General features: G+C 62.6%; 10 protein-coding genes and 1 pseudogene. 3 read left to right on the forward strand and 8 right to left on the reverse strand.

Features of this window, described 5'->3' with window-relative positions; translation table 11 throughout:
* Positions 1-61: 61 nt before the first annotated feature.
* Positions 62-1492 (forward strand): exodeoxyribonuclease I, encoded by a 1431-nt coding sequence (gene sbcB / locus AC25MA_RS13110; RefSeq protein ID WP_028690230.1) that lies wholly within the window; start codon positions 62-64, stop codon positions 1490-1492.
* 75 nt (positions 1493-1567) lie between these two features.
* Here the strand turns inward: sbcB and mvaT are convergent, their stop codons facing one another.
* Positions 1568-1945, reverse strand: coding sequence for a histone-like nucleoid-structuring protein MvaT (gene mvaT / locus AC25MA_RS13115; RefSeq protein ID WP_028690229.1), 378 nt, complete (start codon positions 1943-1945; stop codon positions 1568-1570).
* 300 nt (positions 1946-2245) lie between these two features.
* Here mvaT and purU point away from each other — a divergent pair, with 300 nt between their 5' ends.
* Positions 2246-3097 (forward strand): formyltetrahydrofolate deformylase, encoded by an 852-nt coding sequence (purU, locus tag AC25MA_RS13120; protein WP_028690228.1) that lies wholly within the window; start codon positions 2246-2248, stop codon positions 3095-3097.
* A gap of 154 nt (positions 3098-3251) precedes the next feature.
* On the opposite strand, the gene gpgF is transcribed toward purU, so the two are convergent.
* The 5 genes and pseudogenes from gpgF to AC25MA_RS13145 form a co-directional block, all read right to left on the reverse strand.
* A complete protein-coding gene (gpgF, locus tag AC25MA_RS13125; protein WP_241410836.1) occupies positions 3252-4241 on the reverse strand; it encodes a glucosaminyl phosphatidylglycerol flippase in 990 nt (329 codons plus the stop codon).
* Positions 4238-5002: an N-acetylglucosaminyl phosphatidylglycerol deacetylase gene (gene gpgD, locus AC25MA_RS13130; RefSeq protein WP_028690226.1), complete on the reverse strand. Its 765-nt coding sequence runs from the start codon at positions 5000-5002 to the stop codon at positions 4238-4240. The genes gpgF and gpgD overlap by 4 nt, the downstream gene beginning before the upstream one ends.
* Positions 4995-6116 carry an N-acetylglucosaminyl phosphatidylglycerol synthase gene (gpgS, locus tag AC25MA_RS13135; protein ID WP_028690225.1) on the reverse strand — a complete coding sequence of 374 codons (1122 nt, stop codon included), beginning with the start codon at positions 6114-6116 and terminating at the stop codon, positions 4995-4997. Before gpgS ends, gpgD begins: the two co-directional genes overlap by 8 nt.
* A gap of 159 nt (positions 6117-6275) precedes the next feature.
* Positions 6276-7040, reverse strand: coding sequence for a methyl-accepting chemotaxis protein (locus AC25MA_RS13140; RefSeq protein ID WP_371349843.1), 765 nt, complete (start codon positions 7038-7040; stop codon positions 6276-6278).
* Positions 7041-7133: 93 nt separating this feature from the next.
* Positions 7134-8150 (reverse strand): annotated as a pseudogene (locus AC25MA_RS13145) (HAMP domain-containing protein); the annotation flags it as partial.
* A 171-nt stretch (positions 8151-8321) separates the two neighbouring features.
* Between AC25MA_RS13145 and AC25MA_RS13150 the strand changes: the two are divergent.
* A complete protein-coding gene (locus AC25MA_RS13150) occupies positions 8322-9797 on the forward strand; it encodes a helicase HerA-like domain-containing protein (protein WP_028690223.1) in 1476 nt (491 codons plus the stop codon).
* 84 nt (positions 9798-9881) lie between these two features.
* Here the strand turns inward: AC25MA_RS13150 and AC25MA_RS13155 are convergent, their stop codons facing one another.
* Positions 9882-11354 carry an inorganic phosphate transporter gene (locus AC25MA_RS13155; RefSeq protein ID WP_028690222.1) on the reverse strand — a complete coding sequence of 491 codons (1473 nt, stop codon included), beginning with the start codon at positions 11352-11354 and terminating at the stop codon, positions 9882-9884.
* A gap of 312 nt (positions 11355-11666) precedes the next feature.
* Complete coding sequence (locus tag AC25MA_RS13160) at positions 11667-11867, reverse strand: hypothetical protein (RefSeq protein WP_028690221.1); 201 nt, start codon at positions 11865-11867, stop codon at positions 11667-11669.
* Between the last annotated feature and the right edge of the window lie 511 nt (positions 11868-12378).

Below are 12378 nucleotides of genomic sequence, written 5' to 3' on the forward strand. Positions count from 1 at the left end.
GGCTGGCCCAGCCCTCCCACGTGCCGTTAGACTCTGGTCGACCTCGATACAGGAAGACCCCGTGAGCTCCAGCATTTTCTGGCACGACTACGAAACCACCGGCATCAATCCGCGCAGCGACCGCCCGCTGCAGGTGGCCGGCGTGCGTACCGACCTCGACCTCAACGAGATCGAGGCGCCGATCAGCCTCTACTGCCGTCCCTCAGACGATATCCTGCCGCACCCGGCGGCCTGCCTGGTGACCGGCATCACTCCCCGGCAGCTGGCCGACCAGGGCCTGTGCGAAGCCGAGTTCATGACCCGGGTGCACGATCAGCTGGCTCGCCCCGGTACCTGCGGCGCGGGCTACAACACCTTGCGTTTTGATGATGAGGTCACGCGCTACAGCCTCTATCGCAACTTCTTCGACCCCTACGCCCGGGAATGGCAGGGCGGCAACAGCCGCTGGGACCTGATCGACGTGGTCCGTACCGCCTATGCGCTGCGCCCCGAGGGGATTGTCTGGCCACAGCAGGACGGGCGCACCAGTCTGCGCCTGGAACTGCTGAGCCAGGCCAATGGCATCGACCATGGCCATGCCCACGAGGCGCTTTCCGACGTGCGGGCGACCATTGCCCTGGCTCGCTTGATTCGTGAGAAACAGCCGCGATTGTATGACTGGTTGTTCCAGTTGCGCAGCAAACACAAGGTCATGGAGCAGGTTCGACTGTTACAGCCCCTGGTACATGTCTCCGGGCGTTTCTCGGCCCAGCGCAACTATATCGGCGTGGTGCTGCCATTGGCCTGGCATCCGCGTAACCGCAACGCGCTGATTGTCTGCGACTTGCAACAAGATGCTTCGCCGCTGCTCCAGGAAAGTGCAGAGGCCTTGCGCCAGCGGCTGTATACGCGGCACGAAGAGATGACCCAGGGCGAACTACCGGTGCCGCTGAAGTTGGTGCATATCAACCGCTGTCCGGTAGTGGCGCCACTGTCGGTACTGCGCCCGGACGACCAACAACGCCTGGGGCTCGAGTTGTCGGCATTGCAGGTAAAGGCGGAGCAGTTGGCCAATCAGCAGGCCATTTGGGGAGACAAGCTGGACATCATTTATCAGGAAGAAGGCTTTGCCCCCAGCGAAGATCCGGAGCAACAGTTGTATGACGGTTTTCTCGGTGACCGCGACAAGCGCCTGAGTGAACAAGTGCGGCGTGTGGATCCGGCGCAATTGGCACATGGGCACTGGATGTTCGATGATCCGCGGCTGCCGGAACTGCTGTTCCGCTATCGCGCGCGAAACTTTTCCGACACCCTTGATGAACAGGAGCACGCCCGTTGGTATGGATTCTGTCAGCAGCGGCTTACTGATCCTACTTACGGTGCGCCTAATACCCTGGCGGACTTCGAGCAAGCATGCCAGGGCAGTTGGGCCGACGCCAGCGAAGCGGGACGGCAGGTGCTGGAGGCTTGGCAAGCTCATGTCCGGCAACTGAAAGTGCAGTACCAGCTTTGAAATGTGCAGATAAACAAAAAACGCCGGCAAGTGCCGGCGTTTTTAATGTTGAAACCAATGCGCCTATCAGGCGAATCAATCCAGCAGGGTAGCCCAGCTTTCGACGACGTCGCCGCCCCACTTGGCTTTCCACTCTTTCAGGGTCTTGTGATTGCCACCCTTGGTTTCAATAACCTCGCCGTTGTGCGGGTTCTTGTATTGCTTGACCTTGCGCGCACGCTTGGTGCCAGTGGTCTTGACTGCGCCACGCGGGGCTTTGCTCAGTTTGCTTTCGGGATCGAGCAGGGCGATCACGTCACGCAGCGACTTGCCGTTTTCGGCCATCAGCTCGCGCAGTTTCTTTTCGAACTCCAGCTCTTTTTGCAGCTTGCCGTCTTGCGACAGGTTGGCCAGGCGGGCTTGAAGTTCTTTGATGGCTTCTTCGGTGGCGCGGTATTCGTTGATCAGGGACATGGTGTGTTCCTTAATGCATGTTCAGAGAGAGACAGTGAGGCAATAATAGACAGGCGAAACTCTCAAGTAAACAATTTAATATTGATCACTCATTTAATAGTAGGCACTGACAGCGCAGTCATTAGGTTAAGAAAAATTTACAATTTGTCTGGGCCTCTGGCCATTTCCCCTTGGGATGAAGGGAATAGGCGTGTGCGACGGTGTCCTTGAGCGTGAGGGCGCAGAGGCGTAGATGCTTACTGCGTTTTTCCCGGCAGGTCGCTAGAATATGCGCCTTTGCGAAGTTCTGGAGTCTCCCTCATGCGCACCTATCGACTGGTGATTGCCTGCCCCGACCGTGTCGGCATCGTGGCAAAAGTCAGTAATTTCCTGGCCCTCTACAATGGCTGGATCAATGAAGCCAGCCACCACTCCGACGAGCAGAGCGGTTGGTTCTTCATGCGCCATGAGATCCGCGCCGAGTCCCTGCCGTTCGGTATCGAGGCTTTCCGTGAGGCGTTCGCCCCAATCGCCGAAGAGTTCTCCATGACCTGGCGGATCACCGACTCGGCGCAGAAGAAGCGCGTGGTGCTGATGGCCAGCCGCGAATCGCACTGCCTGGCCGACCTGCTGCACCGCTGGCACACCGATGAGCTGGACTGCGAGATTCCCTGCGTGATCTCCAACCACAATGACCTGCGCAGCATGGTCGAGTGGCACGGCATTCCGTTCCACCATGTGCCGGTCGATCCGAAGGACAAGCAGCCGGCGTTCGCCGAGGTCTCGCGCCTGGTCGCCGAATACGGCGCCGATGCCGTGGTGCTGGCGCGCTACATGCAGATCCTGCCGCCGCAGCTGTGCCAGGAATACGCCGAAAAGGTCATCAACATCCACCACAGTTTCCTGCCCTCGTTCGTGGGTGCCAAGCCGTACCACCAGGCGGCGCTGCGCGGCGTGAAGCTGATCGGCGCGACCTGCCACTACGTGACCGAGGAGTTGGACGCCGGCCCGATCATCGAGCAGGACGTGGTGCGTGTCAGTCACGCCGACAGCATCGAGGACATGGTGCGCTTTGGCCGTGACGTGGAAAAGATGGTCCTGGCCCGTGGCCTGCGCTACCACCTGGAAGACCGCGTGCTGGTGCATGGCAACAAGACCGTGGTGTTCAACTGAGACGAGGGCTCAGGCATGGCAGATCCGCGTGACAAGGCCGGCGCCTCGGCGCCAGCGACCTTGGGCGAAGGCTGCCTGGCCCGCTTCGATCCCGAGGCGTTGAGCGGCGAGGACGGCACCGAGTTTCCCGGTGCCGCCGAGCTCTGGGGACGACTCAACCCGTCTGGTGACACTGCGCCTGCCGTGGACGCACCAGCAGGAACAGGAACACCGGCCCTCCCGCCAGCAGATAGAAGTAATAGGTAACCGCGCGCCAGATCAGGATCGCCGCGGCTGCCGTCGAACTGCCCACCAGCGGTGACAGCAAGGTCGCCGAGGTCAGCTCCGCCGCACCGGCACCGCCTGGCAACAGGCTGAACTGCCCGGCACTGAGCGAGAGCATCTGCACCAGGAAACTGGCAATCCACGCCAGGTCCACCCCCAATCCCCGCAACGCCAGATACAGCACGCTATAGCGCAGGCACCAGTGCGCGCAGGTGAGGATGAACACCAGCGCCAGTGTGCGCCTGGGCATGCTCCAGGTTTCGCTCAGTGCGTGGACAAAGCGCAGCAGCTTGCGCGCCCAGCGCCGTCGGCGTTCCGGCGCGATGCCCAGGCGAAGCAACAACCGACCGTTGCCGCGCATCACCGCGCGTCGATAGCGCAGCAGCAGGAAAATCCCCGCAAGTGCGGCGCACAGCAGCAGGGCGCTGCCCAGCAGCATCTGCGCCTGGCTATGACCGAGGCGGTGGAACAGGGCATAGGCGGCAATCGCCAGCATCGCACAGAAGAAGAACAGCAGGTCGTTCAATTGGTCCATGGCGAACACCGCGCCACTGCGCGATGGCGCGATGCGCGCGCGGGCCAGCAGTGTCATCAGGGTCAACGGGCCACCGCTCCCGCCGGGGGTGGTGCAGATGGCAAACTCTGTGGCCATCACCACGCCCAGGCTGTGCATGCGTCCCACCTGCGTGCTCTGCTCACCCAGCAGCAGGCGCAGACGGGCGGCATTGAGGATCCAGCACAGCAGGATCATGGCCAGCAGCAACAGCATCAGCCCGGCGTCGAACGCGCGCAGGCGCGGGAGCAGGTCGCTGCCGCCGAGCAGGGTGGGCACCAGCATTGCCAGCAGCAGTGCCAGGGCCAACCAGCCCAGGCGCTTCATGGGGCGGCCTGGCGCCCCAGCCAGGCGGACTTGGTCAGTGGCTCACGGCCTTGGGCCAGCAACCGGTGCAGGGTGTCGAGCCAGTAATTGCGTGCGCTGGCGTGGCGCATGTCGACCGGATGCAGGCCCAGGCGCAGGGTGTCGGCTTCGCGCCAGCGGCGGCACTGCCAGTCGCTGACCACCCTCGACAGGCCGCGGCGCCAAGCGCTGCGTGCGCTCCATACCAGCCCCGGGGCATCGAAGGCGGTGAAATCCGGCAGTCGGTAGAGATGGCGCGGTGAACTGGTATAGCGCAGCGGCAACGCCCGCAATGCCTGGCGCGTACCTTCGCTCATCAACCAGGCGGGAGCGACGAAACCCGCCACCGGCCAGCCCTGTTTCTCGAACAGTGCCAGCCCCGCCTGCAGGCGCTGCAGGGCATCTGCCTGGTCCAGCCCATGGAACTCGCCTTCGTGGGTATAGATCCGGCGCATGAAGTATTCGCCCGGTCCGCGCGGTGGCGGGCCATCGTCGGCGTGGTAGTAGCCATGCAAGGCCAGCTCGTCACCTTGGGCCAGGCGCCGCTCGAGCAGTCGGCAAAAGGTAGGAGAACGCGTCAGTGGATTGCGATGGTGGAAATCCGGCACCACCAGCCAGGTCATAGGCACCCCGCCCAGTGCGTCGATGGCCTGGACAAAGGGCTGGTAGTCCGGCCAGGTTTCTGGCGCGACATCGTGCAGCACCAGCATCAGGCTGCGCGTGGCGGTCTGGCCCTCAGCCATGGGCGCGCACCGTCAGTGGGTGGCCGAGCACTGCCTGGTAATGCTGGAGCAAACCGTTGACCACGGTGTCCCAACTGTAATGGCGCTCCACATGCTGGCGCGCCTGACGGCCCAGCTGGTCCACACCGCTGTCGAACGCCTCGCGCACAGCTTCGGCCATGGCTTGGCCATTGTTGGGTGGACACAGCCGGCCGCAGTGCCCGTCGACGATCTCGCTAAAGGCGCCGGCACGCACGGCCACCACGGGCGTCGCGCTGGCCATGGCCTCGAGTATCACCAGACCGAAGGTCTCCTGGTCACCGGCATGCACCAGAAGGTCGGCGCTGGCCAGCAGTCGTGCGATCTGCGTGGGCGGGCAGAAGTGGTCGATCACGCTGACATTGCCCGGCACGTTGGCCGGCATGTTCGAGCCCACCAGCAGCAGGTGGTAGGGCTGGCCGAGCGCTTGCATGCAGTCGAGCAGCACCGGCAGGTTCTTTTCCCGTGAGCCGCGACCGGCGAACACCAGCAGGCGACGGTCGTCGGCGATGCCCATCTCTGCACGCAGGCCGGGGTCGTGCCGGTCGGGGTTGAACAGCGCCAAGTCCACACCCAGGCGCTGCACGTGCACATTCTCAACGCCCAGCCGGCGCAACTTGTCGGCCATTACCTGGCTGGGCGCCAGGACTCGGTCGAAATGCCCGTAGAGCTTGCTGACGTAGGCCTCGACATTGGGGGTGAACCAGTTGCCCATGCGGTTGCTCACCAGCAAGGGCAGGTCGGAATGATAGAAGCCGATCACCGGCACATCGAGCTTGCGCCGCGCCTCGAGGGCTGCCCAGGCGGTGAGGTAGGGGTCACCGACCTCGATCAGGTCGGGCTGCAGGCGGCGCAGTTCCTTGCACCAGGGCGCCAGGCGCACCGGGAAGCGGTAGCCATTGCCGAAGGGCAGGGGCGGGGCCGGTACGTGGTAGACACCATCGACATGGCTGGCATTGGCACCGGGAATCAGCAGGCTGTGGCGAACGCCGGGCATGGCGTCGAGGCGGCGGTGTTTGGCATCAAGATAGGTTCGCACGCCGCCGCTGGCCGGGGCGTAGAACATGGTGATGTCGGCGATGTGCACGATCAGCATCCCTCCGGGATCGTCCTCGAGTGTGTCATCCGGCGGTAATGAACCGGCGATGACGCGCCTGAGGGTTGACCTGTCTGAAGGATAGTTTGTTCGATCGGGATTTGGCGGAGCGTCCTGTCGCGGGGCAAGCCCGCTCCCATGACGGGAGCGGGCGGCAGGTCAGATGCGGAAGCTGCCGACCAGTTGCTTGAGGCGGCCGGCCTGTTGCTCGAGGTCCGAGCAGGCGCGCAGGGTGGCCTGCAGGTTCTCGACGCCTTCCTGGTTGAGCATGTTGATCTCGTTGATATCCATGTTGATCGAGTCGACCACGGCGGTCTGCTCTTCGGTGGCGGTAGCCACTGACTGGTTCATGCCGTCGATCTCGCCGATGCGCTGGGTGACGCTGCCCAGGCGTTCACCGGCCTGGTTGGCGATCTCCATGCTGTCCTGGCTATGACGCTGGCTCTGGCCCATGGTGTCGACCGACTCGCGGGCGCCGACCTGCAGCTCCTCGATCATGGTCTGCACCTGTTGCGCCGACTCCTGGGTGCGGTGTGCCAGGTTGCGCACCTCGTCGGCGACCACGGCAAAGCCACGTCCTGCCTCGCCGGCGCGGGCAGCCTCGATGGCGGCGTTGAGGGCGAGCAGGTTGGTCTGCTGGGAAATGCTGGTGATCACCTCGAGGATCTGGCCAATGTTGACGGTCTTGTTGTTCAGCGTCTCGATATGCTCGCTGGAGGTGACGATCAGGTCCGACAGGCGGTTCATCGCATCGATGTTGCGTTGCACCACCTGCTGGCCTTCCTCGGCCAGCAGCCGCGCGGAGCTGGCATGCTGCGAGGCCTGGGCGGCGTTGCCGGCGATTTCCTGGGCGGCGGCGCCGAGCTGGTTGATGGCGGCGGCGACGCTGTTGGTGCGGTTGGACTGCTCGTCGGAGTTGCTCATCGACGAATTCGAGGCGCTGATGACCCGCAGCGCCACTTCGTTGACTTGCTCGGTGGCCGAGGACACCTCGCGGATCGAACCATGGATACGCTCGACGAAGCGGTTGAAGGCGGTACCGAGGATGCCGAACTCGTCGTGGTTGTGGATTTCCAGGCGGCGGGTCAGGTCGCCTTCACCCTCGGCGATGTTCGACATGGCGCGAGTCATGGTGTGCAGTGGCTGCATCAGCACGCGGATCAGCAGGCCGAGCAGGGCGATGATGATCACCACCGCCACCAGGGTGGCGATCACCGCCGAAGTGCGGAAGGTGCTGAGCATCGAGAAGGCCTTGTCCTTGTCCACCGACAGGCCGATGTACCAGTTGGCCGACGGCAGGCCCTTGACCGGGGTGAAGGTGAGCAGGCGGGTTTCGCCGTTGAGCGTCACTTCGGTCAGGTTGCTGGACAGCCTGGGCGTGTTCTGCGGGAACAGGTCCGACAGCGACTTCATCACCAGGTTCTTGTCCGGGTGCACCAGGATCTTGCCCTGGTCGTTGACCAGAAACGCGTAGCCCATGCCGCCGAAGTTCAGCGAGTTGATGATCTGCACCAGTCCGTCGAGGGCCAGGTCGCCGCCGACCACGCCGACCGAGCGCGAGGCGGTGCTGATGATCGAAATGACCAGCTCATTGGTGGCCATGTCGATATAGGGTTCGGTGAGGATCGTGCCATTGGCGTTCAGGCCGTCCTTGTACCAAGGACGCACGCGCGGGTCATAGCCGTCGGGCATCTTGGTGTCCGGGCGCACGGTGAAGGTGCCGTCGGGCTGGCCCAGATAGATGGTCTGGAAGCTCGAGGTGAGGGCGTTCTGGCCCAGCAGGGTACCGGTGTTCTGTGGGTACTGGGCAATATTCTGGGCGACGTTCTCGACCAGCTTGATGCGCCCTTCGAACAGGTTGCGGATATTGGTGGAGGTGGACTCGCCCATCTCAGCCAGGTAGTTCTCCAGGTCTTCGCGAATGGCGTTACGCTGGAGGTAGTCGTTGTAAAGGGTGAAGAGGCTGAAGGCGAGTATCACGATCAGTGATGCCGCCAGAAGAATCTTATGGCTGAAACGAAGGCTTTTATTCATAACGTGATCGCGTCCGCTAAGGTTTTTTATCGGGTCGTTCGCACAAAGCACGGCTGGAAAACAGTGCAACAATTCCCGTGGGTCCTTTTCGGGTTGTTACTGTCTTTCTGGAAGAATCAATTTGAAATATCGGCTGTCACGCGTCAGAACTTGAGCAGGGGATGAAAGAAGATGTCGGATTTCTTACGAATGGTAGTAGGAGCAGGTCCCGATGGTCAGCCGGTGTCCCAGTCCATGCGACTGGCCAACCGGCACGGCCTGGTGGCCGGGGCCACCGGCACCGGCAAGACGGTCACCCTGCAACATCTGGCCGAACTGTTCAGCGATGCCGGGGTCGCGGTATTCGCCGCAGATGTGAAGGGCGACCTGTGCGGCCTGGGCGCGGCGGGGGCGCCCCAGGGCAAGGTGGCCGAGCGGATCGCCGGCATGCCCTGGCTGAACCACACGCCCCAGGCTTATCCGGTAAGTCTTTGGGATATCGCGGGGCAATCGGGGCATCCATTGCGCACTACCTTGAGCGAAATGGGACCGTTGTTGCTGGGCAACCTGCTGGAGCTCACCGACAGCCAGCAGGCCGCCTTGTATGCGGCGTTCAAGGTGGCCGATCGCGAAGGCCTGCTGCTGCTCGACCTGAAAGACCTCAAGGCCCTGCTCGCGCACCTGAAGGACAACCCGCAGCTGCTGGGCGAGGACAGCGCCTTGATGACCGGCGCTTCCACGCAGGCCTTGCTGCGCCGGCTGGCGACCCTGGAACAGCAGGGCGCCGAGGCGCTGTTCGGCGAGCCGGCGCTGCAACTGCAGGACCTGCTGCGCCCCGAAGGCGATGGTCGCGGGCGTATTCACCTGCTCGATGCCAGCCGCCTGGTGCATGACGCGCCCAAGGTCTACGCGACCTTCCTGTTGTGGCTGCTGGCCGAGCTGTTCGAGCAGTTGCCGGAGCGTGGCGATGCCGACAAGCCGGTGCTGGCACTGTTCTTCGACGAAGCGCACCTGCTGTTCAACGGCACCCCCAAGGCATTGCAGGACCGCCTGGAGCAGGTGGTGCGGTTGATCCGCTCCAAGGGCGTGGGGGTGTATTTCGTCACCCAGTCACCGGGCGACCTGCCGGATGCGGTACTGGCTCAGTTGGGATTGCGCATCCAGCATGGCCTGCGGGCATTCACCGCCAAGGAGCAGAAGTCGCTGCGCGCGGTGGCCGATGGTTTCCGTCCCAATCCGGCGTTCGACAGCCTGGCGGTGTTGACCGAGCTGGGCATTGGTGAGGCGCTGGTCGGGACGTTGGAGGAGAAGGGTACGCCGGCCATGGTCCAGCGGGTGCTGGTCGCGCCACCGCAGTCGCGGATCGGGCCATTGAGCGCAGCAGAGCGGCAGGCACTGATCGCGGCATCGCCGCTGGCAGGGCGCTATGACAAGCCGGTGGACCGTGAGTCGGCCTATGAAATGCTGACCCAGCGCAAGGGCGAGCCGGTGGAGCCCGCGCCCCAGGCCAAGGCCGACGAGGACAGCTTCGCCGACAAGGCCGGCGAGTTTCTGCAGAGCGCGGCGGGGCAGGCCATCAAGTCAGCGGTGCGCCAGGCGGCCAATCAGTTGGGGCGGCAGTTGGTGCGTGGTTTGATGGGATCGTTGCTGGGCGGGAAGAAACGTTAAACCCGTTACCCCGCGATAGGCCTCGAATGACGGATATGAAAAAGGCGCCCTGCAAAGGCGCCTTTTTCAGTACTGCATCAGCACTCAGCCAATCGCCTTGGTGGCCAGCCAGAACAGGCCAGCCGCCAGGCCCATCGTTGCCGGCAGGGTGAGCACCCAGGCCAGCAGAATGGTCTTCACGGTGCCGCCCTGCAGGCCGCTCTTGTTGGCGACCATGGTACCGGCGACACCCGACGACAGCACGTGGGTGGTGGACACCGGCAGGCTGAACACGTTGGCCATGCCGATGGCGCAGGCCGCGGTGATCTGGGCCGACATGCCCTGGGCATAGGTCATGCCCTGCTTGCCGATCTTCTCGCCGACAGTCAGTACCACGCGTTTCCAGCCGACCATGGTGCCCAGGCCCAGGGCCAGAGCGACGGCGACGATCACCCAGAACGGTGCGTACTCGGTGGTGGCGGTCAGGTCCTTGCGCAGTTTCTCCAGGTCGGCCTTTTCACGGGCCTGCAGGCCCGGCAGCTTGCCGACCTTCTTCGCCGTGTCGTCCAGGCACAGCAGGTAGCGACGTACTTCGACGCGCTTCTCGGCGCTCAGGGCGCGGTAGTCGGTCACGCCGGCCAGCGACGATTGCAGCGCGGCGATGGTTGGCTCGGTCTGCTGTGGATTGCAGCTGAACTGCTCCGGCAGGTCGCTCGCTTGCGCCTTGCCCAGCGCCAGGAACTCGCCCAGGGTGGCGGCGTTGCGCTGGTAGAACTGGCTCAGGTGCAGGGTGGCGTCACGGGTACGCTCGATCTGGTAGGTGGTGCTGTTCAGGTCGAGGACGAACTTGGCGGGGACGATGCCGATCAGTACCAGCATGATCAGGCCGATGCCTTTCTGGCCATCGTTGGAGCCGTGCACGAAGCTCACGCCCATGGCCGAGATCACCAGCACCAGGCGGTTCCAGAACGGCGGGTGCTTCTTGTCGTCGAGCTTGCGGCGCTGGTCCGGGGTCTTGTGCATCTTCGACAGCGGACGCCACCATTTCAGGCCGATCAGCAGCAGGGCGGCGACAGCGAAGCCGGCCATGGGCGAAAGCACCAGGGACATGCCGATGTCGATCGCCTTCTGCCAGTTGACGCCGTCGCCCAGTGGAATGTCGCTGAGCAGGGCGTTGGCCAGGCCGACACCGAGGATCGAGCCGATCAGGGTGTGCGAGCTGGAGGCCGGGATACCGAAGTACCAGGTGCCCAGGTTCCAGGTGATGGCGGCAGCCAGCAGCGAGAAGACCATGGCCAGGCCGTGGCCGGTGTTCACGTTGATCAGCAGTTCGACCGGAAGCAGGTGGACGATGGCGTAGGCCACCCCGACACCGCCGAGCAGAACGCCGAGGAAGTTGAACACCCCGGAGAAGAACACGGCCAGGTGCGGTGGCATGGCCTTGGTATAGATGACAGTGGCTACCGCGTTGGCGGTGTCATGAAAGCCATTGATGAACTCGAATGCGAGCACGAAGGTCAGAGCGAGCGTCAGGCTCACGATAACCCAGGCATCCAGTCCGCTGAATAAATCGATCATGAAGGTTGTCTGGCGGTCTTAGGGGGGGCGGATTATGCCAGAAAACCATTGCAATCGATGCACCCGCCACTGACCGATGGCAGGGGAATGTCGACCCCATCCACGCGTCGTGCGAGTGGGCTGTTGCGAAAAAATGCCGTAAAAAATCGATAAATTTCAGAAAAATCAGCGATTTGAGACGATTTAGGCAAGTTGTCCGCAATTAAAACGCTTGTATGAAATTTGTGTGATTCCATTTCATATCGAGCAATTTTGTCCAGGATGCCTCGCTGCAATCGCCATAAGGTGATGGCGCTATAGCATCGCTCAGCTTCAATCGCCGTCGCTGCGCAGTTCCTTTTCGATCTTCTCGATCTCCTGGGCGAAGGCCTGGTCGAGAATGCTGGCACGTTTACGCCAGGGTTTGCGTTCCGGGTCGGGTTGTGCGGCATAGGTGGTGACTTCACCACCGTAAACATCCTTGTAACGTTCAGCCTGGCGCTCGAGTTCGGCGCGCAGTTCTTCTTTCGTCACAGTCATACCTGAATAGTTTAAGTTGGGCGTTGGCCGTTAAATACACATGCTGAATGTGGACATACAGGCAGCGCGTACACATCGTTGCACTTGGAATGACTGGGCGTGGGAGGGCGACCTGCCGTGCACCACACGACACACCACTGCTCAAGCAGCGGGCTGGCGTCAGGAAGGCAACGAAAGTTTATCGATTGGATCCGTTATACAGCACTGGCAATCAACAGTGCCGATTATAGCAATCGTCAATTCGAAGGCTATCGTTCTTTATGCGTCATTGACAATAGACCGGAAGTTATTCTGGCCAGCCAAAGTTTTGGCCTGATTGGCGTGCTGAAAGTTCCACTTGTCAGGGGGCCACTTTGACCGTTCGCTGTCAGAAATGAAAACGGCCTCGCTAGGAGGCGAGGCCGCTGCCTGGGACTTCTACGGTGGGTACCTGACCAGTCTCTCCAAAGAAGCCACATGTGGCAGGGGAAAGGTATAAGCAAACGTGTCAGCGGTCAATTGCGAT

This window comes from Pseudomonas sp. P65(2024), from assembly GCF_057480955.1.

Excerpts from the sequence above, each read along its gene's own strand:
- gpgS (WP_028690225.1), bottom strand. The coding sequence starts at position 6,116 with ATGCTGATCGTGCACATCGCCGACATCACCATGTTCTACGCCCCGGCC.
- gpgF (WP_241410836.1), bottom strand. The coding sequence starts at position 4,241 with ATGAAGCGCCTGGGCTGGTTGGCCCTGGCACTGCTGCTGGCAATGCTG.
- AC25MA_RS13150 (WP_028690223.1), top strand. The coding sequence starts at position 8,322 with ATGTCGGATTTCTTACGAATGGTAGTAGGAGCAGGTCCCGATGGTCAG.
- AC25MA_RS13140 (WP_371349843.1), bottom strand. The coding sequence starts at position 7,040 with ATGAGCAACTCCGACGAGCAGTCCAACCGCACCAACAGCGTCGCCGCC.
- purU (WP_028690228.1), top strand. The coding sequence starts at position 2,246 with ATGCGCACCTATCGACTGGTGATTGCCTGCCCCGACCGTGTCGGCATC.
- AC25MA_RS13155 (WP_028690222.1), bottom strand. The coding sequence starts at position 11,354 with ATGATCGATTTATTCAGCGGACTGGATGCCTGGGTTATCGTGAGCCTG.
- mvaT (WP_028690229.1), bottom strand. The coding sequence starts at position 1,945 with ATGTCCCTGATCAACGAATACCGCGCCACCGAAGAAGCCATCAAAGAA.
- gpgD (WP_028690226.1), bottom strand. The coding sequence starts at position 5,002 with ATGGCTGAGGGCCAGACCGCCACGCGCAGCCTGATGCTGGTGCTGCAC.